The 26,394-nt window shown below is 62.4% G+C and carries 25 protein-coding genes; 16 read left to right on the top strand and 9 right to left on the bottom strand.

Going from position 1 to position 26,394, the window contains the following annotated elements; translation table 11 throughout:
• Positions 1–13 precede the first annotated feature (13 nt).
• The 5 genes from D2V07_RS00625 to pth all read left to right on the top strand — a co-directional run bounded on the left by D2V07_RS00625 (position 14) and on the right by pth (position 3,601).
• Positions 14–901, top strand: coding sequence for a TraB/GumN family protein (locus D2V07_RS00625; protein WP_119584093.1), 888 nt, complete (start codon positions 14–16; stop codon positions 899–901).
• On the top strand, positions 898–1,770 hold the full coding sequence (locus tag D2V07_RS00620; RefSeq protein ID WP_119584092.1) for a TraB/GumN family protein: 873 nt from the start codon (positions 898–900) through the stop codon (positions 1,768–1,770). The genes D2V07_RS00625 and D2V07_RS00620 overlap by 4 nt, the downstream gene beginning before the upstream one ends.
• A 98-nt stretch (positions 1,771–1,868) precedes the next feature.
• Positions 1,869–2,558, top strand: a complete 690-nt coding sequence (locus D2V07_RS00615; protein WP_119584091.1) for a 50S ribosomal protein L25/general stress protein Ctc — start codon at positions 1,869–1,871, stop codon at positions 2,556–2,558.
• Positions 2,555–3,016: a hypothetical protein gene (locus D2V07_RS00610; protein ID WP_119584090.1), complete on the top strand. Its 462-nt coding sequence runs from the start codon at positions 2,555–2,557 to the stop codon at positions 3,014–3,016. Before D2V07_RS00615 ends, D2V07_RS00610 begins: the two co-directional genes overlap by 4 nt.
• A gap of 15 nt (positions 3,017–3,031) precedes the next feature.
• A complete protein-coding gene (pth, locus tag D2V07_RS00605; RefSeq protein WP_119584089.1) occupies positions 3,032–3,601 on the top strand; it encodes an aminoacyl-tRNA hydrolase in 570 nt (189 codons plus the stop codon).
• Here pth and D2V07_RS00600 read toward each other — a convergent pair.
• Positions 3,598–4,611: a tetratricopeptide repeat protein gene (locus tag D2V07_RS00600; protein WP_158586740.1), complete on the bottom strand. Its 1,014-nt coding sequence runs from the start codon at positions 4,609–4,611 to the stop codon at positions 3,598–3,600. The two genes, pth and D2V07_RS00600, sit on opposite strands and share 4 nt — an antisense overlap.
• A 166-nt stretch (positions 4,612–4,777) precedes the next feature.
• On the opposite strand from D2V07_RS00600, the gene D2V07_RS00595 reads away from it, so the two are divergent.
• Entirely contained in the window at positions 4,778–5,509 is a 732-nt protein-coding gene (locus tag D2V07_RS00595) for a cistern family PEP-CTERM protein (protein WP_119584087.1), read from the top strand.
• 63 nt (positions 5,510–5,572) lie between these two features.
• Here the strand turns inward: D2V07_RS00595 and D2V07_RS00590 are convergent, their stop codons facing one another.
• Positions 5,573–7,090: a tetratricopeptide repeat protein gene (locus D2V07_RS00590; protein ID WP_119584086.1), complete on the bottom strand. Its 1,518-nt coding sequence runs from the start codon at positions 7,088–7,090 to the stop codon at positions 5,573–5,575.
• 135 nt (positions 7,091–7,225) lie between these two features.
• On the opposite strand from D2V07_RS00590, the gene ychF reads away from it, so the two are divergent.
• Complete coding sequence (gene ychF, locus D2V07_RS00585; RefSeq protein ID WP_119584085.1) at positions 7,226–8,326, top strand: redox-regulated ATPase YchF; 1,101 nt, start codon at positions 7,226–7,228, stop codon at positions 8,324–8,326.
• Positions 8,327–8,387: 61 nt separating this feature from the next.
• Here ychF and D2V07_RS00580 read toward each other — a convergent pair whose 3' ends face one another.
• Together D2V07_RS00580 and D2V07_RS00575 are read right to left on the bottom strand one after the other, a co-directional pair.
• Positions 8,388–9,323, bottom strand: coding sequence for a DUF2167 domain-containing protein (locus D2V07_RS00580; protein WP_158586739.1), 936 nt, complete (start codon positions 9,321–9,323; stop codon positions 8,388–8,390).
• Positions 9,324–9,522: 199 nt separating this feature from the next.
• The gene (locus D2V07_RS00575) at positions 9,523–10,809 is read right to left on the bottom strand and encodes a tetratricopeptide repeat protein (RefSeq protein ID WP_119584083.1); all 1,287 of its coding nucleotides are present in this window, start codon (positions 10,807–10,809) and stop codon (positions 9,523–9,525) included.
• 362 nt (positions 10,810–11,171) lie between these two features.
• Between D2V07_RS00575 and gyrA the strand changes: the two genes are divergently transcribed.
• Both gyrA and D2V07_RS00565 read left to right on the top strand, forming a co-directional pair.
• Positions 11,172–13,937, top strand: coding sequence for a DNA gyrase subunit A (gene gyrA, locus D2V07_RS00570; protein ID WP_199698718.1), 2,766 nt, complete (start codon positions 11,172–11,174; stop codon positions 13,935–13,937).
• Between the two features lie 56 nt (positions 13,938–13,993).
• Positions 13,994–14,407, top strand: coding sequence for an ester cyclase (locus D2V07_RS00565; protein ID WP_119584081.1), 414 nt, complete (start codon positions 13,994–13,996; stop codon positions 14,405–14,407).
• 3 nt (positions 14,408–14,410) lie between these two features.
• Here D2V07_RS00565 and D2V07_RS00560 read toward each other — a convergent pair whose 3' ends face one another.
• Positions 14,411–15,109, bottom strand: a complete 699-nt coding sequence (locus D2V07_RS00560) for a lysoplasmalogenase family protein (protein WP_119584080.1) — start codon at positions 15,107–15,109, stop codon at positions 14,411–14,413.
• A 63-nt stretch (positions 15,110–15,172) separates the two neighbouring features.
• Here D2V07_RS00560 and trmFO point away from each other — a divergent pair, with 63 nt between their 5' ends.
• The gene (gene trmFO / locus D2V07_RS00555) at positions 15,173–16,537 is read left to right on the top strand and encodes a methylenetetrahydrofolate--tRNA-(uracil(54)-C(5))-methyltransferase (FADH(2)-oxidizing) TrmFO (RefSeq protein ID WP_119584079.1); all 1,365 of its coding nucleotides are present in this window, start codon (positions 15,173–15,175) and stop codon (positions 16,535–16,537) included.
• Positions 16,538–16,541: 4 nt separating this feature from the next.
• Here the strand turns inward: trmFO and D2V07_RS00550 are convergent, their stop codons facing one another.
• Positions 16,542–17,012: an EF-hand domain-containing protein gene (locus D2V07_RS00550; protein ID WP_119584078.1), complete on the bottom strand. Its 471-nt coding sequence runs from the start codon at positions 17,010–17,012 to the stop codon at positions 16,542–16,544.
• A 32-nt stretch (positions 17,013–17,044) separates the two neighbouring features.
• Complete coding sequence (locus tag D2V07_RS00545; RefSeq protein WP_119584077.1) at positions 17,045–17,695, bottom strand: squalene/phytoene synthase family protein; 651 nt, start codon at positions 17,693–17,695, stop codon at positions 17,045–17,047.
• A 245-nt stretch (positions 17,696–17,940) separates the two neighbouring features.
• Between D2V07_RS00545 and D2V07_RS00540 the strand changes: the two genes are divergently transcribed.
• From D2V07_RS00540 to D2V07_RS00515, 6 genes are all read left to right on the top strand, one after another.
• Positions 17,941–19,536, top strand: a complete 1,596-nt coding sequence (locus D2V07_RS00540; RefSeq protein WP_119584076.1) for a pilus assembly protein TadG-related protein — start codon at positions 17,941–17,943, stop codon at positions 19,534–19,536.
• On the top strand, positions 19,533–20,003 hold the full coding sequence (locus D2V07_RS00535; RefSeq protein ID WP_119584075.1) for a TadE/TadG family type IV pilus assembly protein: 471 nt from the start codon (positions 19,533–19,535) through the stop codon (positions 20,001–20,003). Before D2V07_RS00540 ends, D2V07_RS00535 begins: the two co-directional genes overlap by 4 nt.
• A gap of 5 nt (positions 20,004–20,008) precedes the next feature.
• Positions 20,009–20,443 carry a TadE/TadG family type IV pilus assembly protein gene (locus D2V07_RS00530; RefSeq protein ID WP_233548186.1) on the top strand — a complete coding sequence of 145 codons (435 nt, stop codon included), beginning with the start codon at positions 20,009–20,011 and terminating at the stop codon, positions 20,441–20,443.
• 119 nt (positions 20,444–20,562) lie between these two features.
• Positions 20,563–22,494, top strand: a complete 1,932-nt coding sequence (locus tag D2V07_RS00525; protein WP_147366872.1) for a TadE/TadG family type IV pilus assembly protein — start codon at positions 20,563–20,565, stop codon at positions 22,492–22,494.
• Positions 22,494–23,084, top strand: a complete 591-nt coding sequence (locus tag D2V07_RS00520; protein WP_158586736.1) for a TadE/TadG family type IV pilus assembly protein — start codon at positions 22,494–22,496, stop codon at positions 23,082–23,084. The genes D2V07_RS00525 and D2V07_RS00520 overlap by 1 nt, the downstream gene beginning before the upstream one ends.
• Positions 23,081–23,773, top strand: coding sequence for a TadE/TadG family type IV pilus assembly protein (locus D2V07_RS00515; RefSeq protein WP_119584071.1), 693 nt, complete (start codon positions 23,081–23,083; stop codon positions 23,771–23,773). Before D2V07_RS00520 ends, D2V07_RS00515 begins: the two co-directional genes overlap by 4 nt.
• Positions 23,774–23,793: 20 nt before the next feature.
• Here the strand turns inward: D2V07_RS00515 and D2V07_RS00510 are convergent, their stop codons facing one another.
• On the bottom strand, positions 23,794–25,188 hold the full coding sequence (locus D2V07_RS00510; protein WP_119584070.1) for a pyruvate dehydrogenase complex E1 component subunit beta: 1,395 nt from the start codon (positions 25,186–25,188) through the stop codon (positions 23,794–23,796).
• A gap of 3 nt (positions 25,189–25,191) precedes the next feature.
• The gene (gene pdhA / locus D2V07_RS00505) at positions 25,192–26,271 is read right to left on the bottom strand and encodes a pyruvate dehydrogenase (acetyl-transferring) E1 component subunit alpha (protein WP_233548185.1); all 1,080 of its coding nucleotides are present in this window, start codon (positions 26,269–26,271) and stop codon (positions 25,192–25,194) included.
• Positions 26,272–26,394: the final 123 nt, after the last annotated feature.

The raw sequence follows: 26,394 nt of genomic DNA, 5'->3' as shown, positions 1-26,394 counted from the left end.
AAGGAGCCGAATTATGTTTCGCAAACTGACTCTCACCGCCTCTGCCATTGCCCTCTCGCTTGGCGCATTCGCATCGCCCGCAATGGCAGACGATCACGCCGAAACCAGCGGCCCTGCCCTGTGGAGCCTGTCCGACGAGGACACGACGATTTACCTGTTCGGCACCATCCACGTGCTGCCCGAAGGCGAGACCTGGTATGACGAGCGTATCGCCAGCGCCTTCGATTCCTCAGAAGAACTCGTTTTCGAAATCGCGATGGACGATATGGAAGGCGCCGCACAGGCCATGGCCGGCCTCGCCATGCTTCCCGAAGGCCAGACGCTGCGCAGCCTGATGACCGACGAAAACCGCGCCGAATACGAGGCTGCGATGGAAGGCCTTGGCCTGCCCGCCGGCGCGCTCGACCCGGTCGAGCCCTGGGCCGCGACGCTCAACCTTTCGATGCTGCCTTTGCTGCAAGCAGGCTGGCAGCCGAACTCCGGTGTCGAAATGGTGCTGCGCCAGCGCGGCGAGAACAAGCAGCGCGGCGCGCTGGAAACGATGGAAGAGCAGGTCGCCCTGTTCGACACCCTGCCGATGGACGCCCAGCTCGAATTGCTCGATGCCACGGTAGAGAACCTTGATCGCGTGGTGTCTTCGCTTGACCTGATGAAGGCCGAATGGCTGGAAGGCGATGCCGACGCGCTGGGCGAGATCATGAACGCCGAGATGGACGATCCCGAACTGCGCGAGCGCCTGCTGGTGAACCGCAATCGCAACTGGGTCGACTGGCTCGAAACCCGCCTCGATACACCGGGCACGGTCTTCGTCGCCGTGGGTGCCGGGCACCTTGCCGGCGAAGGCAGCGTGCAGAGCCTGCTGGCAGAGCGCGGCCTGACGGTGGAGCGTATCGGCAATTGATCGCAAGCCTGCTCAAGTCCTTCGTGATCGCGGGGTCGCTGTGGCTTTCGGGCTGCGGCGAACCTTTCGTGCCGGAAAGCGACTGGCCCGAGGCTTCTCCGCCGCTTTGGGAAGTGACTTCCCCTGCAGGAGACGTTGGCTGGGTTTTCGGCACGGTCCACGCGCTGCCCGACGACCTGTACTGGGGCACGCCGCTGATCGACGAGACGTTCGAACGGTCCGGCGTGCTGGTGGTGGAGGTCGCCAATCTCGACGATCCCGCCGGCATGGGCCTGTTTGCCGACCTTTCGGAAACGCCCGGTCTGCCGCCCTTGCTTGAGCGGGTCGAGCCGTCGCAGCGCCCTGCCCTGCGTAACCTCTTGGAGGAAGCAGACATGACAGGCACGGATTTCGGACGGGTGGAAAGCTGGGCCGCAGCGATGATGCTCTCCGGAGAGGTGCGGACCGGTGATCCGGCCAACGGGGTCGACCGGGTGCTGATCCACAATGCCAAGGACGTGATCGGCCTAGAAAGCTTTGGCTTCCAGCTTGGCATGTTCGACAAGCTTTCGGTCGCTGCCCAAAGCGATCTGCTTTACGGTGTCGCACGTTCGCACCAGGCAAATTCGGACCAGGAAATGCTGCTCGCCTGGTTGACCGGCGATGAGGATGCGCTGGCGGATCACGTGAACAATTCGCTCGAATTCTCGCCCGAACTCAGGCGCGTTTTGCTGACCGAAAGAAACGGTCGCTGGGTTCCGCGCATCGCCGAGTTGATCGATACCGGGCGAAAGCCGTTCGTCGCGGTGGGTGCCGGTCACGTGATCGGCGATGCAGGCGTCGTGGCCCTGCTGGAGCAGCGCGGATATGCAACGCGCCGTATCCAGTAGTTGCTTTCGCAGCGTTTCCTGCTAGACGCGCGGCCTGCTGCCGATGTCATCCCTGGAGGCGTGGCAGCAGATATATATGCAATCGAAAGGCAATACTTATGAGCGACGCTCTGACTCTGCCGGCCGAGATGCGTGAACGGGCTGGCAAGGGAGCCTCCCGTGCGCTGCGTCGCGATGGCCGCGTACCCGCCGTTATTTATGGCGGCAAGGAAGAACCCACGACTATCCACGTGGAAGAAAAGGTGCTGGTCAAGCTGTTGATGACCGGTCACTTCATGAACTCCATCGTCGAAGTCACCGTTGACGGCAAGAAGACCAACACCCTGCCCAAGGATGTGGCCTTGCACCCCGTTACCGATCGCCCGATCCATGTCGATTTCCTGCGCCTTGCCAAGGGTGCCAAGATCGACGTGAACGTACCGGTCGTCTTCACCAACGAAGAAGCCAGCCCCGGCCTCAAGAAGGGCGGCGTTCTGAACGTGGTTCGTCATGAACTGGAACTGGTCTGCGAAGCGGACAAGATCCCCAGCGAGATCGAAATCGACGTGGCCGGCCTCGAAGTCGGCGATTCCGTGCACATTTCTGCACTGACGCTGCCCGAAGGTTCGGAAAGCGCGATCACCGACCGCGACTTCACCATTGCCACTGTCGTGGCTCCCTCGGCTCTCAAGCGCTCCGAAGGCGAAGAGGGTGAAGAGGAAGAAGACGTGCCTGCAGATGGCGTTGCCGCCACCGAGCAGGGTCCGGATGCGGACGCTGAAGAAGAGCAGGAAGAAAAGAGCGAATGATGCGCTTACGCGCACTCGCTACTACCCTTGCACTGGGTGTGGGACTGGCGCTTTCGCCAGTCCCCGCTCCTACCCCCGCCCTGGCGCAGCAAGGCACCCTTCCTGCCAATCCGCAGGATTTCCAGTGCTTCGTGCTGATGCAGCAGCGGCGTACGCAATTGCTGAACACGGCCTCGATGCCGCCCGAACAGCGGGTGGACATCCTGAACAACCTCACCATCATCTCGGCCTTCTACGCCGGCCGATTGAGCCACTATTCCTCGGCCGAGGCAGTGGGCCAGTTCCGCGAGGCTTCCACCCTGATCGCCAATTCCAACCGGCAGCAGCTGGATAACTTCGCCAACACCTGCGCGAATTTCTACCTCTCGGTGATGGAAGTGCTGGGCAATACCAATGTGCAGGCCAATGCCACGCAGCAGACGCCGCAGCTTGGCGTGCCGCAACAGGGCCAGCGTTAAGGGGAGAAAGACCCCATGCAACTGTGGGTAGGCCTGGGCAATCCCGGCCCCAAACACGCGCTTCAGCGGCATAATGTCGGCTTCATGGCCTGCGATGTGCTGGCCGACATGTACGACTTCGGTCCGATACAGAAGAAGTTCCAGGGCTGGCTGCAGGAAGGCCGGATCGGGACCGAGAAGGTTCTGCTCCTGAAACCCGCAACCTACATGAACGAAAGCGGCCGCAGCGTGGGCGAAGCCATGCGCTTCTACAAGCTGCCTGTCGAAGCCCTAACGGTGTTCCATGACGAGCTGGACCTCGCACCGTTCAAGGTGAAGGTGAAGCAGGGCGGCGGCCATGCCGGGCACAACGGGCTGCGATCCATCGACCAGCACCTTGGCCCCGATTTTCGCAGAGTGCGGATCGGCATCGGCCATCCCGGTCACAAGGACCGGGTGCATGGCCATGTGCTGGGCAATTTCGCCAAGGCGGAAATGGATGACCTCGTGCAGATGCTGGGCGCCATCGGTGGCTGCGCGGACTGGCTCGCCGCGGGCGACGACCCGCGCTTTATGAGCGAATACGCGCTGAGAATGCAGGACTAGCTGGCAGCCTCGATGGCAGCCTGCAACCGAACGGCGGCCGGATCGTCCGCGCGCCGCGCCACGATGGGTGCGGCAATCGCCCGCGCAGTCTCAACCTGACCCAGTTGCAGGAGTGCCTCTGCATAAAGCAGGCGGGCCGGATCGTGTTCGGCGAGTTCCGTTTCATGCGCCTGCAGGCGTTCGCGCACCGTTTGCCAATTGCCGTCCCACGCGTCGACCCTCGCCTGCTGGTAGACAAATTCCGTATCGAGGGGGCGCGTCGCCGCCCCGTAGGCGATCAGGTGGCGGGTGATGCGCGGCAGTTCGGCCTGTTCCGAGGTCGCAATGGCAGCGAGCAGCGCCGGCCGGTCCATCGGCACGATTTCGACAATCCGGAGGTAGTTCGACAGCGCCAGGACCGGGTTGCCCTGCGCCTCTGCCAGGCGCGCAGATACAAACAGCGTTTCCACACGGTCGGGCGCCACGTCCTGCGCCAGTGCGACGGCCTGCTCTGCTGCACCAAGGTCGCCGCGACCCAGGTGGAACGTCGCTTCCGATGCGAACAGCTTGCCCCTCGGCCCCTCGGCGCGGCGACCGCGGGCATAGGCCTGCTCCGCACGCTCCGCCTCGCCCTGAGCAATGGCCACCAGCGCGCGCAGGCGCCAGGCCTCGGCAGTGGGATCGTCACCGATCAGTTCCATCGCGGCAACGGGGTCGCCGGTCTGTAGTTTCCCTTCCGCGGCGAGCAGGTTGGCATCGGCAGGTGGCGTGCCGCTCTGCCCAAGCCGATCAAGGGTAACGAGGGCATCTCCGCCCTGCCCCATTGCCAGCAGGGTGCGCGCCAGCAGTTCCAGCGCGCGGGTGTCAGCGGCATCGTGCGCCAAGGCGGTTTGCACATGGTCTCGCGCTGTCAGGTAGTCCTGCGCGTCGAACGCGGCCTGCGCCTCGTCCGTCGGATCGCTGGGCAGCAGCGAACACGCGGCAAGGCTGGCCGCAAGAGACATGGCGAAGATGGCGCGATAACCGAGCATGGGCATCGCTCTATCCGCAAAGCACAAATTTTCCGTGAAACGTCGGGATTTTTGACATCTTAAGGCCGGCAATCGGCCCGTTAACCATCAGGATGCGCAGAAAACGTAGCTTGGCATGCCGATTGCAATGCATCTCGGCAACCACACTTGTTCGGGGTAATCTGCGATGAAGAAGCTTGTATCTGGTCTTGCGGCCACCGCCGCGCTTGCGCTGGCCACTCCGGCTCTGGCTGATCCGATCACTCTGGACAGCACCGATGTCGGGACTTCTTTCACGATCGATTTCGACGGGTTTGCCGGTGATTCGACGAATACCGTCGATGATCTCACCAGTTCGATCACGTTCACGCTCGTGGATGTGACCGGCAGCAGCTACACCTTCGGCTATGCCGTGAACAACACCACGAGCGGCGACTTGACGTCGAACATTTCCAGTTTCGCATTCAACGTCGACCCGGATATCTCGGGCGCTGCGGTGGATGGGGCGTACAGTTATTCTTTCGTCACCGATGGCCGGGCAAGCGATCCTCGGTATCCCAATCAGATCGGCGCGGTCGATGTCTGCTTCAAGGCCGCCAATAGCGGCTCCTGCTCGAACGGCGGCGGCGTGTCGGAGGGTTCGACCGGCACGGGCACGCTGTCGCTGTTTTTCGATCCCGATGCTGCCGAGATCACGCTGAGCGATTTCTTCGTCCGCTATCAGGGCATCACCGGCGCAGGCGGGGTCACCTCGGCAAGTGGCCAGTCGATCAGCTCCACCGGTTCCACTTCTGGCGGCACGCCGGTTCCGGCACCGGGCATGATCGGACTGCTCGCACTTGGACTGGTTGGCGTCGGCCTGACGCGTCGCCGCCGCCGCGATGGCGAACCCGCGATGGGGCAGCCTGCCTACGCATAGGTTCGAAAACCGGATCTAGCGACAAGGGCGTCGCTTCCTTCGCGGGAAGCGGCGCCTTTGTCTTTATCCGCGCTTCGCCTGTTCGAGATGCTCGGCGATGGTGGCATTTTCCGGCGCCAGACGGGCCGCGCGTTCGAGCAATTCGATACCCCGCGCCCGGTTCCCGCCGCCCTGCACCATCAGCCAGCCCGCCGTATCGAGCACATTGGGATGGTCCGGCGCGAGCGCCATTGCTGCCTCCGCATGTTCCATCGCTTCCGCCGTGCGGCCCGTGCGGCTTTTGGCATAGGCCAGGTTGTTCAGCACCATGGCATTGGAATCGCCGGTCCATATGCGCAGTTGTTCGTAGGCGTTGATCGCTGCTGACCAGCGCTCTGCCCGCAGGTGCGCGTCGGCTTGCGCCAGCAGGTTCGCCACGCGTTCGGCGGGCGGCGTCTGTGCCAAAGCTTGCCCCACCTCATCCGTTCGGCCCGATTGCCGCGCTGCCTGTGCATAGATCGCGAGGTCGGTCGGCATGCCTTCGGGACTGGTGGCAAGCGGCCTGATCGTATCGAATGCCGCAGCGGCATCTCCTAGGTCCAGCTGCACACGGGCAAGGACCCGCCGGGGCTCTGCTGCCTGCGGCATTTGCCGAACCAGGCCGGTCAGCCGCGGCAGCGCCTGCTCGGCCAGTCCTATTTCCGCCAGCGACCGCGCGTAAAGCAGTTGCTGGCGCGCGCTGTCGTTGTCCTCGATAGGCTGCAACAGGTCGCGAACGGCGTTCCAGTCCCCTTCTTCGGCGGCCAAACGGGCCTGCAGGTAGATGACGTCGACGTCGCCCGGCATCCGGCGCGCGGCCTGCGCAATCAATTCGCTCGCCTGGTCGATCTGGCCCATGTCGTCCATGCCCCCGATCTTGCCGAGCAAGGCCGAGCGCGATTCCGGCCAGTGGGTAAGCGCCTCCGTAAAATAGGTTAGTGCACGAGAAAGCTCGCCCGATTGTTGTTCTATCGATGCGCTGACCAATAGGGGATCGAGCCCGTCCGGATCGGCATTCCGCGCCATCTCTGCAAGTTCGCGCGCCTTCTGCCCGTCTCCTGCGCCCTGCGCGAACCGGGCAAAATCGGCATAGAGGCGAGAGCGCTCGCCCTTAGCCGTCATGCCCTGCTCGAAAGCTTCGAGAGCATCTTCGTTGTTGCCCAGGCCGATATGCGCGAGGGCCGCGATACGCATGCCCTCCGCCGTTCCCAGTGCCTGCGCCACGACGAGGGCGCGTTCGAAATCGGCTTGAAGGATAATCGCTTCGGCCAACAACTGCTGGTGATCGGGTGGCGAATTGCCGATCTCGCGCAGCCGCCTGAGCGTAGCTTCCGCACCGATACCGTCCCCCAGGGCAAGCTGCGTGCGGGCAAGCAGGTCCAGCGCCTGCGGATTGTCGGCATCGTCTTGCAGCAGAGTGCCGAGGTCGAGCCTTGCTTCGCTGAACCTGTGCTCTTCGAAAGACTGCGCGGCGCGGTCCATGCGCTCTTCTGGCGAGATGCCGCACGCGGCCAGCGCCAGCGCCATCGCACCAACCGTGACGAACCTGAGCTTCTTTTTCATGGCGTGCCATTAGCGAACCAGAGTTTAGAAGCGGTTTACCGGCTATGGGGGCCCCTGCCCGCGCTGGCTTTCCGCATCACACCCGTCTAAGGCGCGGCGCAACACCAGTTTCATTCGCTAGAAGGCACGCAAATTATGGGATTCCGCTGTGGGATCGTGGGTCTGCCCAATGTCGGCAAGTCTACCCTTTTCAACGCCCTTACCGAAACGCAGGCCGCACAGGCCGCGAACTATCCGTTCTGCACTATCGAGCCCAATGTCGGCCAGGTCGCCGTGCCGGACGACCGGTTGGACAAGATCGCCAAGATCGCCGGGAGCGCGAAGATCATCCACACGCAGCTCTCGTTCGTGGATATCGCAGGATTGGTGAAAGGCGCCAGTTCGGGCGAAGGGCTCGGCAACCAGTTCCTGGGCAACATTCGCGAAGTCGACGCCATTGTTCACGTGCTGCGCTGCTTCGAGGATGACGACATCCAGCACGTCGCCAACAAGGTCGATCCCATTGCCGATGCCGAGGTGGTAGAGACCGAACTGATGCTGTCCGACCTCGAAAGCCTGGAAAAGCGCGTCGACAACGCCGCCAAGCGAGCCACTGCGGGAGACAAGGAAGCAAAGGCGCTGGCCAGCGTGCTGGGCCAGGCGCTGCAACTGTTGCGCGACGGCAAGCCCGCACGCCTGGTAGAGCCGAACGACGACGAAGAGGCGCGCCTGTTCCGCCAGGCGCAGCTGCTGACGGCGAAGCCCGTGCTCTACGTCTGCAATGTCGCGGAGGAAGACGCGGCGAGCGGCAACGCGCTGTCCGAAAAGGTGTTCGCAAAAGCCAAGGCCGAAGGGGCCCAGGCCGTTGTCGTTTCCGCAGCCATCGAATCCGAACTGGTCGGCATGGAGCCTGAAGAGCGCAAGGAATTCCTCGCCGAACTGGGTCTGGAAGAGAGCGGCCTCGCCCGCGTGATCCGCGCAGGCTACCAGTTACTCGACCTGAAGACCTTCTTCACCGCCGGCCCGAAGGAAGCGCGCGCGTGGACCACGCCCGGCACCGCCAAGGCACCGCAGGCCGCCGGTGAAATCCACACCGATTTCGAAAAGGGCTTCATCCGCGCCGAAACCATCGCCTTCGATGATTACGTTTCGCTGGGCGGCGAAGGGCCGGCGCGCGAGGCCGGCAAGCTGCGCCAGGAAGGCAAGGAATACCTGGTGAAGGATGGCGACGTCCTGCTGTTCAAGTTCAACGTCTGACACAAAAAAGGGGAGGACAGCCCTGCTATCCTCCCCTTTTTCCTGATCGCGGCGATGCCCGTCAGGCTCTTGGCGGTTCAGGCTCCTGCTCGATGCCAGCGGGTACCGCGCCTTCGTATGCCATCGGCTGCTCCGCATAGCCGTCCGCAGCGTAGTCTTCCTCGTAGTACTCTTCGTGTGGTTCTTCTCCCACGAAGAACCGCTTGATGCGCCCGGCGAAGGCTCCGAACAGCACGACCGCTCCGAGGAGGATCGGCTTGATGAACTTCAGCAGCACCGCCAGCACGCCGGCCTTCTTCGCCACGGCGAGGCCGGCACCGCCAGCCACAAGGCCGGCAATGCCATATCCCGCGCGCGGATCGCCTTCCTGATAGTCGGAATACCGCGCACCCGGATTGAAAGCGGCGTGGCTGGCGAAGTCATTCGCCGCGGTCTGGATCTCCGCCAGGTTCGGCATGCTCGAAATCAGGTTGATACTCAGCACACCGCTGCGCCCCAGCGTGCGCAGGTCATAGTTGAGCGTATTCACGTCGGTATCGTCGAAATCGAGTTCACGCGCCCAGATCACCGAATGGGTGCCTGCATCGTATGCGGGAGACTGCGCCCAGCCCAGAATATCGACGCCAGGATACCCCTGCGCGCGGCGCTCCTCGTTCAGTTCGACCGAGCCTTCGCGCATGGCATCCATCAGTTCGTTGTAGTCGGCATCGGCGGCATCTTCGTCCGACACGAAGCCGGTCGCTTCATAGGTGACGACCGCGCCCCAGGCGTCGGAAAGGGGTGACGCGCCTGCTGGCATGACCAGCCCCAGCACCCCGGTCGCCTCGTCCGGATGGTTGCCCCACAGATTGACCAGGATCGTGCGCGCATCGTCTGCCGCGTAGAAATCGTACTGGTCGCCAAGGTCTAGCGTGGCATCGGCCGCCGCGATCTCCACCGTGCCGCGCTGCGGTTGCAGACTATCCAGCATCTGCTGGACTTCCGGTGGCAGCTCCATTTCCTGTGCCAAGGCAGGGCGTGCAAGCACCCCGAACAGAACCATAAGCGCAAGCAAGAATCTTCGCATCGAGAACCCCCCTGAATTTCCTCTCCCGATGAAGATGCTAAACCAAGTTTCGGCCGGCGCAAGGCACAAAAAAAGGGCGCGGAAACCGAAATTTCCGCGCCCTTTTCAAACTTGTATTGTGAAGATGGTCTTACATCATCGAAGCAGCATAGGCGGCCCACATGCGGGCGATCGGAGCGCGGGCGCCGTCGACCGTACCGAAGGTTTCCAGAGCAGCGGCGTAGTTGCCCTGCTCTGCCTGGGCAATCCCGATCCGGGTGTTTGCCGTGGCGGCATCGGCACCCTTTTCAAGCGCCATGCGATACATGCCTTCCGCGCGGGAGAAATCGCCGAGCGAGTAAAGCACATCACCTGCACTCATCGCGTCGAGCGAATCGCCGGTCTCACCATCGCGCACGATACGGTCGATACCGTTGCGATCCTGCGGCGCGCGGGTGTCGGCAATGCCCTTCACCTCGACGTAATACGGATCGTCAGACGAGAACACGCCAGCGGCGGTGCCCGCAGCAAGGACATCCTGCACTTCGTTCGACATCACGCGCGGATCGAGGTCTTCGATGTAGCGAATGAATTCCTGCCGCTGCGAAAGCGCATCGGTGACGCGCATCAGGCGGTAGAGGTCCACGCGCGCTTCGGGATCGAATTCATTGAGCGCGTTCACAACCTGCAGGCTGTTCTTCCAGTTCGTTGCCGTGGGGTATTCCGCAAGCAGCATTTCCGAAACGTTCAGAGCCTGGTCGCTGAGTTCCTCGTCGTAGGATTTCTGCAGGCCCACCAGCAGCCACTGTTCCGGGATGGCCTGGCCAGCAGCCTTACGCGCGGTTGCCACTTCGTTCAGATGTTCAAGGCCAGCAGCCACGTTCCCTTCGGCAAGGTAGGACTGAAGGATGATGTATGCCGGATCGTTGCGGTCGTCGCTATCGTTGTCGACATAGCCGCCAGCCAGCGCTGCATTCATCGCCGCGCGTGCAGCGGCGTAATCCTGCGCGTTGTAGGCAAAGCTGCCGACGTAGTAGTTGAACTGGCCAACCTGCTCGGCAGGGGTCAGTCCGCTTTCCAGCATCATCTCGAGGCCCTGGCGCTGCAACGCCGGATCGGAGAGGTTGGTACCGATGTTAAGGATGAGGTTACCGGCAACCTGGCGGTCCTTCTGGTTCTCGATCGCGGCGATCACTGTCGGAATGGCCGCTTTCGCGCCCTCAAAGTTGGCGGTTTCAGGCTGCACCATGTTGGCGACGGGCTGGTATGCTTCGCCAAAACCTTGCGAATTGCGCTGTTCCTCCTGGGCGAATGCCGCGTCGGACGTGACCGCAGCCGAACCCATCGACACGCCGCCAGCAATGGCGACGGCAAGGGCGAAACCGGCAACGGTACCGCGAATGGAGGTATTGCGAGTGGGGCGGAAGGCGCGAAGCATATTGGTACTCTCTCCTGGTAATTCTATGGCAGGCATCCAATCCTTGTCGGCTGCCTGTCGTTCCCGGCTGTGGCCTCATGCACACTAAGGCCGGGATTGCAAACATGTCCTACAGATTGCGCGCTGAACGGCGTTTTAACGGGGTAAGACGGTAAAATTCAGAAAAGGCGCGGTGAGGTGTGGAAAACGGCCCGTTTTACCGGGCGTTTCGCCCTGCTGCTATGGTGCCTGTCGCCCCCCTTCCCTACATTAACAGGCAACCAGAACCATAATGGAATGACAGTTTAGTGAGCGACCAGAACGAAACGCCTGGCGCCCCGGAAGGTCCGGGCGAATTTGAACGCATCGACATCGTCGATGAGATGAAGACGAGCTATCTCGATTACGCGATGAGCGTGATCGTCAGCCGTGCGCTCCCCGACGTTCGCGACGGGTTGAAGCCCGTGCACCGCCGCATCCTCTACGCCGCCCAGGTCGGCGGCTACACCTCCACCCGTCCGTATCGCAAATCGGCCAAGATCGTCGGTGAAGTGATGGGTTCGTACCACCCGCACGGCGACAGCGCGATCTACGATGCGCTGGCCCGGATGGTGCAGCCATGGTCGATGCGCCTGCCGCTGATCGATGGCCAGGGCAACTTCGGCTCGATGGACCCCGATCCCCCGGCGGCCATGCGTTACACCGAAAGCCGTCTGGCCAAGGCGGCGGACCCGCTGCTGAGCGATCTCGACAAGGACACCGTCGATTTCGTCGACAACTACGATGGTTCGGAGAAAGAGCCGTCTGTCCTGCCCGCGCGCTATCCCAACCTGCTGGTGAACGGCGCAGGCGGTATCGCGGTGGGCATGGCCACCAACATTCCGCCGCACAACCTGGGCGAAGTGATCGACGGCTGCTTTGCCTACATGGACGATCCGGGCATCACGGCAGAGCAGCTGCACGAGATCATTCCGGGTCCTGACTTTCCCACCGGCCCGCTGATCCTCGGCAAGAGCGGCGCGCGGTCTGCCTATACCACCGGGCGCGGTTCGATCCTGCAGCGCAGCCGTCACGAGATCGAGACGGGCAAGAACGACCGCCAGTCGATCGTGCTGACCTCCATCCCCTACCAGGTGGGCAAGGCCGGCCTCGTCGAGAAGATTGCCGATGCCGCGAAGGAAAAGCGGATCGAGGGCATCTCCGACATTCGCGACGAATCCTCTCGCGCCGGTGTGCGCGTGGTGATCGAGCTGAAGCGCGACGCCACGCCGGAAGTGGTGCTGAACCAGCTTTGGCGGCACACGCCCGCGCAATCCAGCTTCCCCGCCAACATGCTGGCCATTCGCGGCGGCAGGCCGGAAACGCTGGACCTGCGCGAGTTCATCTCCAGCTTCATCAGCTTTCGCGAGCAGGTCATCACGCGGCGCACGAAGTATGAATTGAACAAGGCGCGTGACCGGGCGCACATCTTGCTTGGCCTGGTGGTCGCGGTGTCCAACCTCGACGAGGTTGTGGCCATGATCCGCGGTTCTTCCAACCCGCAGATCGCGCGTGCCAAGCTGCTCGCCAAGGAATGGCCGATCGGCGACATCGCGCAGTATATCCGCCTTGTCGAAGCCATCGAACCCACGACGGACGAGGCCGAGGGAACCTACCAGCTTTCCGAGCGGCAGGTGAAAGCCATTCTCGACCTCCGCCTGCATCGCCTGACGGCCTTGGGCCGTGACGAGATCGGCGACGAGTTGCAGGAACTGGCCGACAAGATCGAATACTACCTCTCGCTGCTGGCCGACCGCGCCAAGCTGTACGGCGTGATGCGTGAGGAACTGCAGGAAGTGCGCGACCAGTTCGCCACGCCGCGCGTTTCCGAAATCGCGCCCGCCTGGGATGGGATCGATGACGAGGACCTGATCGAGCGGGAGGAGATGGTCGTGACCGTCACCCACTCCGGCTACATCAAGCGCACCCCGCTGGAAGCCTTCCGCGCCCAGCGCCACGGCGGCAAGGGCCGCAGCGGCATGGCGACGAAGGAAGAGGATGCGGTGGTCGAGATGTTCGTCACCTCGACCCACAACCCCGTGCTGTTCTTCACCAATACGGGCCGCGTCTATCGCCTGAAGGTGTGGAAGCTGCCCGAAGGTGGTCCGCAGACGAAGGGCCGTCCGATGGTCAACCTGCTGCCCCTGGGCGACGAGGAGCGCGTTACGAACGTGCTGCCCCTGCCTGAGGACGAAAACGACTGGGAAGCACTCAACATCGTCTTCGCGACCGAGCAGGGCATGGTGCGCCGCAATTCCATGGATGCCTTCACCAACGTGCCCACCGGGGGCAAGTATGCGATGGGCTTCGTCGAAGGCAGCGGCGACCGGCTGATCGGCGTGCGCCTGCTGAACGAAGAACAGGAAATCTTCCTCGCTTCCGACGCTGGCAAGGCCATCCGCTTCGCCGCCACCGATGCGCGCGAGACCAAGAGCCGCACCGGCATCGGTGTGCGCGGGATGACGCTGAAGGACGATGCGAAGGTCGTCTCGCTGGCCATTCTCGATTCGCACGATGCGGACCCGGAAATGCGCGAGGCCTACCTGCGTGCAGCAGCCTGGAAGAACAACGATACCGAACACACGCTTCCTGCCGAAAAGGCGGAATCCATGACGGAGCGCGAGGAGTTCATCCTCACCATCACCGCCAACGGATACGGCAAGATCTCCAGCGCCTACGAATATCGCACCACCGGGCGTGGCGGACAGGGGATTACCAACATCGGTACGCCCAGCCAGGAGGACCGCAACGGCCCCGTCGTCGCCAGCTTCCCCGTGCGCCACGGGATGCAGCTGATGCTGGTGACCGATCAGGCCAAGCTGATCCGCCTGCCGATCATGTTCCGCCATCTGGTCGAGGGCGGTTTTGAAAACCACGAAGGCTTCTCGATCATCGGACGCGGATCCTCGGGCGTGCGTATCTTCAACGTTTCCAAGGGCGAACACATCGTCGGCGCGGCGCGCATCGACGAGGATGAGAGCCCGGAGAACGAGGCCGAAGAGGCGATCGTCGAGGAGATACTCGAACGCCGCGGCGGTGGGGACGAGACCCAGCCCCACACGACCCTGGACCGGGACGACAATATCGAAAGTGACGGCAACGAGAATTGAGTCGCTACTTTCCCCCGATGACGTAGGATCGCTCCCTACGTCTTGGGGGAAAGATAATGTCGATCAAATCCGATGCACTGGCGTTCTTCGACGCATGCGAAACCGGCAAGGGCTGGGAAGTCTGCAAGGAATGGTGTCAGCCCGATGCCGTTTTCACCGCGCAGGCTGATGCACTGACGGATGTAACGACGATCGAAGGCTATACCGAATGGATGGCTCATCTCCTCGAGCCATTGCCGAACATGAGCTACGAGATGCTTGCCTGCGGAGCGGACGAAGAGGCGGGGACCTTCGTGGGCGCGGCTGTCTTCAAGGCGACCCATTCCGATGAAGGCGGGCCGGTTCCGCCAACCGGCAAAACCATCGCTTCGGACTATTGCTATGTCTTCCGGTTCAGGAACGGCAAAATCGCGCACATGACCAAGATCTGGAATGACGGCTACGCCATGCGCGAAGCAGGCTGGGCCTGAAGGCTAGTCCTCCCGCCGCCATGCCACCCGCAGTTCGGGGTTCCGCTTCCGCAAGGTCGTGACGACGCCCACGGTAATCAGGAACTGGCCCAGGTAGTAGATCGGCCAGACAAGGTATTCCGGCACCTCGCTGCCCGATAGCGGGCCCAGGCGGGCGAATATCAGCATGTCCGACAGCACGAACAGCAATGCGCCGGTCGCCACTCGCATACGTGGAAAGTCGCTCATCCAAGCACTCGCCGCCATCAGGCTGAGCGCCACGCCATAGATCGCGACAACCCATCCAATGGTTCGGTCGTACGGCAGGAAATAGCCGATAACCGGCGGCAGGATGAGAATGGCGAGGAAGGCCCACTGGTCCGCACCGTGCAGCTTGCCGCGCGAATGCCGCATGAAAAGCGACACCGCCAGCATGTGGAACACAAAGAACACCGCCGCGCCCACGCGCAGGTCGAACTCGATGGCCATGTCGGCCACCGCGGCCACGGCCAAGGCAAGCGCGAGGCGGTGCGAATCCCCGCTCTGGTGACGCAGGTAGGCGTAGATCGCCAGGAAACCGACGCCAAAGCCCTTGATGGGAATAAGGTACAATTCCGGCAGATCGGTCGCCTGCAGGTAATAGTAGGATAGCGCGGCAACGACGCTGAGCAGCAGGAACGGGCGTTTCTGCGCCAATGCGGGATGGGGCTGCTTGGGAGGCATGGGGTTTCACTAGCCGCGCCTCTTTGTTTGCGCCAGCGCCCGTGAACGCTTATCTGCCGCGCCATGGCACATCAGGTACATATTATCGGCGGCGGTCTCGCAGGCAGCGAAGCGGCATGGCAACTCGCGCAGCGGGGCGTGAAAGTGCGCCTTTCCGAAATGCGGGGAAGCGGCGAAATGACCGCTGCGCACCAGACCAATGGCCTGGCGGAACTGGTGTGCTCCAACTCCTTCCGCAGTGACGACGATGAGAAGAATGCGGTCGGCCTGCTGCATCACGAGATGCGGCGACTCGATTCCATCATCATGGCCGCTGGCGAAGTCGCCCGCGTGCCCGCAGGCAGCGCCATGGCAGTCGATCGTGACGTGTTCAGCGCAGAGGTGCAGAAGCGGCTCGAGCAGCATCCGAATATCGAAGTCGTGCGCGAAAAGGTGGACCGGTTGCCCGCCGAGGGCCTGACCGTCGTTGCCACCGGCCCGCTCACCGCCGCAAGCCTTGCGGAGAGCATCGTCAGTGCCACCGGCGAGGACCGGCTCGCCTTTTTCGATGCCATTGCGCCCATCGTCTATCGCGACAGCATCGACATGAGCAAGGCGTGGATCCAGTCGCGCTGGAACAAGACGACGGCGGCCTCGAACGAGGATGGCGACTACATCAACTGTCCGATGGACAAGGCGCAGTACGAGGCTTTCGTGCAAGGCTTGCTTGAAGCCGAAAAGGGCGAGTTCAAGGAATGGGAGGCCAACACCCCCTATTTCGATGGCTGCATGCCCATCGAGGTGATGGCAGAGCGCGGTATCGAAACCCTGCGATATGGCCCGATGAAAGGCGTCGGCCTCGACAACCCGCACGACCGCACGGAAGAGCACCCGCAAGGCCGCTGGCCCTATGCGGTGGTGCAATTGCGGCAGGATAACAAGCTGGGCACCTTGTGGAACATGGTCGGCTTCCAGACCAAAATGAAATACGGCGCGCAGGTAGAGCTGTTCCGCACAATTCCCGGCCTGGAAAATGCGGAGTTCGCGCGGCTTGGCGGATTGCACCGCAACACCTTCATCAACTCACCCGAACTGCTGGATCGCCAGCTGCGCCTGAAAAGCGCGCCCCACATCCGGTTCGCCGGGCAGGTTACCGGGTGCGAGGGCTATGTCGAAAGCAGCGCCGTGGGCCTGATGGCGGGCATGATGGCGGCGAGCGAGCTTGTGGGAGAGGCGTGGTCCCCTCCCCCTGCAACCAGCGCGATGGGCGCACTGCTGAGCCACATCACAGGCGATGCGGATGCCGCGCACTTCCAGCCGATGAACGTGAATTTCGGCCTCTTCCCGCCGCTGCACGAGGTGAAGAAGAAGCAGCGCAAGGAAGCCTACACAACCCGCGCCAAGGCCGATTTCGGTGAATGGCTGGCGGGCATGAAGGTGCCTGCCTGACGCATCAGCAATTGCAGCTTGGGCGCGATGTCCTGCGCGGTGCCGGCGCGCTGGTGGCGAATTCGGCCTGGGTCAGTTCCTTGTCTCCGTTCGCGTCCATCTCGGCAAAGCGCGTACCGGTGGTGATCGCCCACTCCTCGAAAGTCAGCAGGTTGTTGCCGTCGGTATCGAGGCGCCGGAACCCGTCGGTACGGGTAGAGAGCATCTCGTTGCGGGTTATCTTCAGGTCGCGGTTCCGGTCATAGCGGAAAAACCGGCGCTGCTCGCGGGTCAGTTCGCTGGCTTCGGGCGGTGCGGGTCCGGTCAGATCGGCCACATCGGCGCTGGGCAGAGCATCGGGATCGACAGCCTGCTCGGCACTTTCGGCTTCGGGCGGCGGAGCCCCTTCTTCGACCTGCGCCCTTCCCTGTACCCAGAACAGGCCGAGAGCCACCAGAAGCAGCGCCGCGAATGCGCCGAGAATAACGCGGTTCATAAGTAATTCCCCTTGGATTCGGGGAACTTACGTTATCTGCCCAGGATTCCAAGGCGCAAAACGGCAGCCATTGCACCGGGACCGTCCAGCAGTTCTTCCGCACCGCGCTGAAGCGCGCGGCGGGACAAGCCGTGCAGGATTGCCAGCGGGCGCAAGGGTGCCGGCAAGCGGGACCGTTGCCATTTCTGCGCATTGGCCAGATCGCGTGCCGTCCCGGCCTCCTCCCTCGTACCGAGATTGAGGGCGAGGTCGGTCATGGCCTGTTCCCGCGCCGCCTGAGCGACATCTGCGCTACTGCCGCCGTGGGCCGCGGCAAGGGTTTGCCACAGGGCCGTGCGCCCCGCCGCGAACGCCTCAACCACGGTCTCGTCCAGAGCGTCCGCCAGCAGGGCTTCCCAGCCATCGACGAGCGGCTGCAAGGCCGTGGTATCCAGCTTTCCCGCGCGCAGCAGCGCAAGCAGCGGCTCTCCCAGCGGCCAGTCCTGCGGATCCTGCGCCAGCCGTTCCCGCCACCAGGCCAGTTTCATCTGCGCGATGATTGGCTCTCCATCGCCGCGCACGATACCGGCAAGCCGCGCGTCGAGCGCCAGCAGCGCGAGCACGTCCTCGCGGCATGTGCGCGGGGCATACGAGAGCGCCAGCCGGTTTGCGAGGGGCAGGGTTTCGACCAGATCGGAAGACATGGAGCGCCCCTTCGCCCGAAATGCCTGCCAGAGTCAAAGCCGCACATCGGGGGGCTTGCGCAGGCCGCCCTCAGCGCCGAACCCAGTGGCCAATAGCGCGAGCGCCCCGGGTTGTTGCGGTGCGCCAGCCGAATACCTGCGGAAGATCAGGGCAAACATCTTGTTAACCCCACCGCGTTACCTCCGCGAAACCACGCTCGACGTAACTACGCGATCTTAGATGGTTTCATTCGTAGGTGTACCCAATGATCCGCAAGTTCATCCGCAATGCACTAGGCGAAATTGCAAGCTGTCGAAGCGGCAATGCGACCTTGCTCGTCGCACTCGGCATGCCGGTTCTCATTGGCGGCGCAGGCCTGGGGGTCGACGTTACCCAGTGGTACATGTGGAAACGCGAATTGCAGTTCGCGGTGGATCAGGCCGCAGTCGCAGGGGCCTGGGCAGCGGCGGAATCGGAAACCGAGGGAACATACCAGCTGCGCGCGCAGCAGGAATTCGCGGCCAACCTCTCCGTGGTGGAAGGGTTCAGTTCCGACCCCGAGGTGCGACTGGCAGACTTTGCAGGCGGCTCCAACAATTCCGTCGCCGTTTCGGCCACCGCATCGAAAGAGCTTCCTTTCTCCAGCTTCCTCACCGGCAGCTCCTCCTCCGTCTATGCCTACGCACAGGCCAGTTTCGAGGAAGGCGTGACCTTCACCAGCTGCCTGATCGCGACCGACCTCGACGATACCGGTGCCATCACCATCGGCGGTAACGCGGTTTTGACCGCTAGCTGCGGCATGGCTGCACTCTCGACCGACGAACTTTCGATCAAGGTGAACGGTAACCCGGAAATCCAGGCGGGATGGATCCTTTCGGCCGGGGGGATCGACGAATGGCTGAAGAACAACACCGACGACGTGATCATGGAATACATGACCGGGCTCTACGATCCGTTCGCCGAGCTTGATCCGCCCAACCCTACCGAATCCCGGATTTCGCGGACCTATACCTGCTCTGGCGAAAGCGACACGACCTTTGCCGATGTCGATATTCGCACCGTTACGGAATATTCGTACTGGCAGGGTCCAAACCAGAATAATCTCGAACCGTGGGAGAATCCCGAGGGCCTGCAGAGCTCCGATGTATCGAGCAGCGATGACGACGTGCTGGTGGCCAACGGAACCGTTGCGGGCACCGAGGTTGTCGACGAAGTCGTGTGGCGCGATCTGGGCGGAAAAGGCCAGAACAAGAAGTGGCAGCGCCGCGAAAACCACAAGACGACCACCTATTCCGACGTGCGCGTCGTCGAAGGCGGGGAAGCCGGCAACGTCCGTCCCGGCACTTACACGAACATCCATGTCGGCTGTGACACTGCATTCGCGCCGGGCGTTTACAACATCGATGGCGGTTCGCTGCAGATCAACGGGCAGCACGAAGTAAGCGGCGCGGGCGTAATGTTCGTGCTCTACAACGGTGCCTCTATCGTGATCAACGGCGGCGCCGATGTGAACCTTACTGCCATGACCGCATCCGATCTGATGGGTGTCGGGGTAACTCCCGATGACGCCAATGCCCTTGCCGGCATGCTGGTTTTCGAGGACCGCGACGGGCCTGGTGCGGGCAACAATGGCCAGAGGATCAACGGCAATGCCAATACCATCCTGAACGGCACGATGTATTTCCCGGCCAGCGAGGTGTTCTTTGCCGGCACGGCGGGCGTGACAAGCCAGTGCCTGATGATTGCCGCGAGGAATATCACCCTGACCGGCACGACCGACATGCAGACGTTCTGCCCAGCCGGATCGAACGAAGACACCACGGTGGTGAGCACCGCATCCAAAGTTAGGCTCGTTGCATGATGAACGCCCTTGCCCGTCCCTTTCGCCGGATGTCATGCATCGGGCGCGACGAAACAGGCTCGATGGCAATCGAGATGGCCTTCGTCGCGCCGGTGCTGCTGATCATGGCATTGGGCGGGTTCGAAGTGGCCACGATGGTCGCCCGTCAGACAGACCTGCAAAGCGCGGCTGCCGAAGCTGCGTCGATCGTGCGCGCCGTGATCCCCGAAACCGAAGCGCAACGCACTACGGTGCGCGATGTCCTGGCAACCTCGAGTGGACTGACCACGGACCAGATCACCGTGACCGAGATCTATCGTTGCGGCACGACCACAGACTACGTCACCGTGGCCGACAGCTGCGGCGGCGGGGTGCAGTACAAGTTCATCCGTGTCGACCTGACCGACAGCTACGCCCCGATCTGGACCAAATGGGGTGTTGGCGAGGGCTTTACCTACAATGTCAGCCGCACGGTGCAGATCGGATGATTGCGATGAAGATCAAATGCCTGCTTTCCCGTATTCGCCATGACGAAAAAGGCGCGAGCGCGATCGAGTTCGCCCTGCTTTCCCCGGCTTTGATCCTGATGATGGTCGGTGTGCTGCAGGTCGGCATTGCCTTCCAGAACTACAACGCGCTGCGCGGGCTTTCGTCCGACGTCGCGCGCTATGCCATGGTCCAATACCAGACCGGCAACACGATCTCGAATTCGCAGATCGAGACCTGGGCCGAAAACCACGCCCTCGGCGCGCCCTATCTGCTGGAACAATCGCGGGTCAATGCGGTCGTCACGACGCCCGGTACACAGCGCGTGGACGGGGCTACCGAAATCCAGCTGGTGGTTTCCTACCAGATCGAGAGCTTCCTGGGCTTTGCGGGTATCGAGTTTCCTTTCATCACCTACACCCGCCCGATCTTCCTGGTGTAGCTCAACGGGCCATCTGGCTGGACCCATGCCGGTGCCTGCCGCCCCCTTTTCGAATTCATGAATTTCTTAACCCTGATCCTAAACGATCAAATCAGGGTTGGTCGGTATTGGGGGATGCTGTGATAGCACCTCGCCCATCCCGCCGCGCCCATGGCGCAGGCTTCCTCCGCCGCCTCTTGCGGGATCGCTCGGGCAATGTGGCTGCCATGCTGGCCGCTGCCCTTTTCCCGCTCCTGGGCCTGATCGGCGGCGCGATCGACATGGGCCGGGGCTATCTTTCACAGGTTCAGTTGCAGCAGGCCTGCGATGCCGGTGTGCTGGCGGCCCGCCAAAGGCTGGGTGCGACCGTGGTGGTGGATGGCGAGGTTCCCGGCGATGTGGCCTCTACCGGCCAGCGCTTCTTCAACATCAATTTCCGTGACGGCGTATACGGCACCAGCAACCGCGCGTTCGCGATGCAGCTGGAGAACGACTACGCCATTTCCGGTTTTGCCTCTGTCGACGTGCCGACCACGCTGATGCGCATTTTCGGACAGGAGAACCTCGACATCTCGGTAGAGTGCGAAGCGATCCTCAACTTCAGCAATCTCGACGTGATGATGGTGATCGATACCACGGGTTCGATGCGCCACAGCAATCCGGGTGACAGCTTGTCGCGCATCGAGACGCTCAAGCAGACGATCCGCGACTTTTACGCCGTCGTCGAGGGCGGTAAGGCACCAGGCACTGAAATCCGTTACGGGTTCGTGCCCTACGCCACCAATGTGAATGTGGGCAACCTGTTGCTGGACGAGTGGGTTGTCAGCACGTGGCATTACCAGGGCCGCACCGATACTGGTCAGCGTTTGCCCAACGAGAATATCGGACGTACCTTCAACCGTAATTGGACCTACGTGTCTGGCAGTCGCAGCAACTGGCAGGAGATATCCACCTACGCCGCGACGTGGAACGAACCGGCGAACGCCGACCAGTCCGGCTGGTGGAGCTGCAACGGTTCGCGCCCTGCGAACTCGTGGAGTTACACGGACACCCAGAACGGTGCCGGTTACGTCCAGACACAAGCTGAGCCTGCCGCAGTCCTGCAAGTCCAGCCGATGCAGCGCATCCAGAATGGCACGCGTTACACGACATGGCGCAGTGGCCAGACATGCCGCGTGATGAAGAGCACGGACGTCAATTACATCGAGCGTTACGAGCGTGTACGCGAGGTGCCCAGTTTCGATCGCATCGTCTGGGAATACGACGAGATTACTCGCGACGTCAGCAACTGGCGCACCGAGACCGGCGGATGCATCGAAGAGCGCGATACTTACGAAATCACCGACTATGACAATGTCGATTTCGATCAGGCGCTGGACCTGAATATCGACCTGGTGCCCACGCCGGGCGATCCGGCTACCCAGTGGCGCCCGCGCTATCCTGAAGAAATCTACGTGCGCCGGATCGAAGCGAACGGCAGTGGCAACTTCGATACGCGCAAGCACCGCACGACCAACGAATATGTCGACAGCGGCACCTGGTGGTTCTCGGACTGTCCGGCAGCAGCGAAGAAGCTGGACGTGATGTCGGCGGACCAGCTGGATACCTATCTTGCCACACTGGTGCCTTATGGCGCGACCTACCACGATATCGGCATGATCTGGGGCGGCCGCCTGATCTCACCCACCGGCATCTTCGCCGCGGAAAACGCCGATACCGAAGGTCGCCAGCGCAGCCGCCACATGATCTGGCTGACGGACGGACAGACGGAGCCCTACGACCTGGCTTACGGCGTATACGGCGTGGACGGGCTGGACCAGCGCCGCTGGGATCCGGACTCCTCCAGCGAAACATTGCCCCAGGTGATCGAGAACCGGTTCGGCGTCGCCTGCGAACAGGTGAAGAACCGCAACGTCACCGTTTGGGTGGTCGCGTTCGGCACCGGCCTTACCGACCTGATGACCGAATGTGCCGGGCCGGGCCGCTCTTTCCAGGCATCCAATGCCGAGCAGCTCAACGACGCCTTCGAGGCCATCGCCCGCGCCATGAGCGAACTGAGGATCACCGACTGATGGGCGGCGTGCTGCGCTTCCTCGCCCGCGATGAGCGCGGTGTCACCGTCACGGAATTCGGCCTGATTGCCCCCGTGCTGGTCATGACGCTGATGGGCCTGTTCGACATGTCGTACAATTTCTACGCCGATACGATGGTCGAGGGCGCGGTGCAGAACGCCGCGCGCGATTCCACCATCGAGCGTTTTACGAACAATCCCGCCGCGCTGGATGCCGAGGTGACCCGCGCGGTACAGGGCGTGGTGCCTAGCGCGGTCGTAACGTTCGAGCGCGCGGCTTACACCAACTACTCCGATGTCGGCATGGCAGAGGAATACAATGACACCAACAACGACGGCACCTGCAACAACAACGAGGTGTTCGAGGATATCAATGGCAACGGCGTGTGGGATGCGGACCGTTCACTGGATGCCACCAGCGGCGCGCGCGATGCCGTGGTCTATACCGTCACGGCCACCTACGAACGCATGTTTCCGATCGCCCGTCTGATCAACCTTGACGAGAACGTAACGGTGCGCGCGCGCACCATCCTGCGAAACCAGCCCTTCAACCTGCAGGAAATCAACACCGGCACGGGGAACTGCACGTGAGGCTGCCCCTGTTCTCTCGTCTGCTGCGCAACACTGCGGGCGTTGCGATGACGGAATTCGCGCTGACGTTTCCGCTGATCCTGGGTGTCGGCCTGATGGGCGTGGAAGTGGCAAACCGCGTCCTGGTGCAGATGAAGGTGTCCCAGCTCGCCAATCTTATCGCGGACAATGCCTCTCGCATCGGTGACCAGTCGATGATCGAGGATCGCAGGATCTACGAAGGCGATATCAACGACCTGTTCTACGGCGCACAGTTGCAGGGCGGCGCGACGATCGACCTCTATGCCCATGGCCGCGTGATACTCAGCAGCCTGGAGGTATTGCCGGACACGGACGATCAGCAGTTCATCAACTGGCAGCGCTGTGTCGGCCTCAAGAACCACACCAGCTCCTATGGCCAGGATGGAGACGGCGCCCTGGCAGACGATTTCCCCGGCATGGGGCCTGCCGGAGAGGAAGTGATTGCGTTCGAAGACGAGGCCGTGATGTTCGTGGAAATCAGCTACGACTATCAGCCGATCATCGGTGAGCCCTTCACCTTCGATGACAGCGAAATCTCTGCAGTCGCCAGCTACACCGTGCGCGCAGACCGGGACCTGAGCGGGATCTACCAGCGAAACGCCAGTGATCCCGATCCGGTTGCCAACTGCGATACCTTCGAAGATATCACCTACGCCTATGTTAACTAGGCCGCGCGTGCGGCGCCGGTTCAGTCCTTGTAGGTGACCTTGCGGCAGGCCGCGATCACACGGTCCTTGTCGATCAGCGCCATCTTCTCGAGGTTGGCAGCATAGGGCAACGGCACATCCTCGTTGCACACCCTGAGAACGGGCGCATCGAGATGGTCGAAGCCCTGCTCCATGCAGACGGCCACCACTTCGGACGCGATCGAACAGGTGGGCCAGCCCTCTTCGGCAATGACCAACCGGTTCGTCTTGGCGAGGCTTTCCAGGATCGTATCGGTATCCAGCGGGCGCAGCGTGCGCAGGTCGATCACCTCGGCCTCGATACCCTGCTCTGCCAGTTCGGCCGCCGCTTCCAGCGCAACGCCCACGGCGATGGAGTAGGATACGATCGTCACGTCGCTGCCCTCGCGCATGATCCGCGCCTTGCCGATAGGCAGCACGTGATCGTCGAGCTGGGCAACCTCGAAGCTCTGGCCGTAGACCAGCTCGTTTTCGAGGAAGACAACCGGATCGTCGCTGCGGATGGCGGCTTTCAGCAGGCCTTTCGCATCGGATGCGTCATAAGGCGCGATCACGATCAGGCCCGGCACGCTGGCGTACCACGGGCCATAGTTCTGGCTGTGCTGCGCACCCACGCGGCTGGCCGCGCCGTTGGGGCCGCGGAACACCACAGGGCAACGCATCTGGCCGCCGGACATGTAGTTCGTTTTCGCCGCCGAATTGATGATGTGATCGATCGCCTGCATGGCGAAGTTGAAGGTCATGAACTCCACCACCGGGCGCAGACCGCCCATGGCAGCGCCCGTACCGATACCGGCAAAGCCGTATTCGGTGATCGGCGTGTCGATCACGCGCTTCGGCCCGAATTCGTCCAGCAGGCCCTGCGTCACCTTGTAGGCGCCCTGGTACTCGGCGACTTCCTCGCCCATCACGAACACGCGGTCGTCGAGGCGCATTTCCTCGGCCATGGCATCGCGAAGGGCTTCACGCACCGTCAGCTTCACCATGTTGGTGCCTTCGGGCACTTCCGGATCGCTGGCGCGCGGCTTGGAGGCGGGCTTGTCCACATCCAGCGGATCGCCATCGCGGCCCACGTCCTTGCCCTCGCCCGGCACGTCCTTCACTTCGTCCGACGATTCCTCTGCGGCGGGCACTTCGATGTCCGAGGCATCCTCGTCCTCGCCCGCCAGGATTGCGATCACGGTGCCGACCTTCACGCCTTCGGTACCTTCGGCAATCACGATCTTCCCCACGGTGCCCTCGTCGATGGATTCGAATTCCATCGTGGCCTTGTCGGTCTCGATCTCGGCCAGCACGTCACCGGCGGATACGGTATCGCCTTCCTTCACCAGCCACTTGGCCAGCGTGCCTTCTTCCATGGTGGGCGAAAGGGCGGGCATCTTCAGTTCGATTGCCATGGCTCAGTACTCCCCCACCAGCACATCGGTGTAGAGTTCGTTTGCCTCCGGTTCGGGTGACTTCTCGGCAAAATCGGCTGCTTCGCCAACCGTGGCGCGAATGCCCTTGTCGATTTCTTTCAACTTGTCCTCTTCAACGCCTGCCGCGGCGAGATCCTTTTTCACCCGCTCGATGGGGTCGTGATGTTCGCGCTGCTCCTGCACTTCCTCCCGCGTACGATATTTCGCCGGGTCGGACATGGAATGGCCGCGATAACGGTAGGTGTTGCATTCCATCAGCACCGGGCCGTTACCCTCGCGCACGTGCTTGAACGCGATTTCGGCGGCCTGGCGCACTTCCAGCACGTCCATGCCATTCACGTCCATGCCGGGAATGCGGAATGCCGTGCCGCGGCGGTAGAACTCGGTCTCAGCGCTGGAGCGCCGCACTGCCGTGCCCATGGCGTACTGGTTGTTCTCCACCACGAACACGATGGGCAGGTTCCACAGGGCGGCCATGTTCATGGTTTCGTAGACCTGGCCCTGGTTGGCCGCGCCGTCGCCGAAATAGGCGAGGCACAGGCCGCCATCCTCGTTGTACTTGTGCGCGAAGGCTAGACCTCCGCCCAGCGATACCTGCGCGCCCACGATGCCGTGGCCGCCGTAGAATTTGTGCTCGGTGCTGAACATGTGCATCGAGCCGCCCTTCCCTTTGGAGATACCGGCTGCGCGGCCGGTCAGCTCGGCCATGATGACCTTGGGATCGATGCCGTAGGCCAGCATGTGGCCGTGATCGCGATAGCCGGTGATCACGCTGTCGCGATCGTTGTCGAGCGCGCTCTGCAGGCCGATGGCGACCGCTTCCTGACCGATGTAGAGATGGCAGAACCCGCCGATCAGGCCGAGGCCATAGAGTTGGCCCGCCTTCTCCTCGAACCGCCGGATGAGCAGCATCTGCTCATAAAAATGCATCAGCTGTTCGTCGCTGGGTTTGAAGCGCTTTTCCTTCTCCAGTGCATCCTGCAGCGAATGAAGGGGAAAGGCTCCCTCTTCGGTGGCAGGCTGCGTGCTTTCAGAGCTTTTGGAGGTGGAGGTTTTGGCCAAGATGCAATCCCCTTCGTCGCGCCAGAATTGGCGTCTTCGTGTGATCAGGTCGCCTATAGGCGCGCAATTTGCGCAGTGGCAACGACGCGCTACCCGCATTTACCAGAACGGTGAAAATTGTTT

The organism is Aurantiacibacter zhengii (assembly GCF_003584125.1).
Lineage (GTDB): Bacteria > Pseudomonadota > Alphaproteobacteria > Sphingomonadales > Sphingomonadaceae > Alteraurantiacibacter > Alteraurantiacibacter zhengii.
The sequence above is the reverse complement of the archived record's forward strand: the minus strand, read 5'-3'. Positions and strand labels throughout refer to the sequence as shown.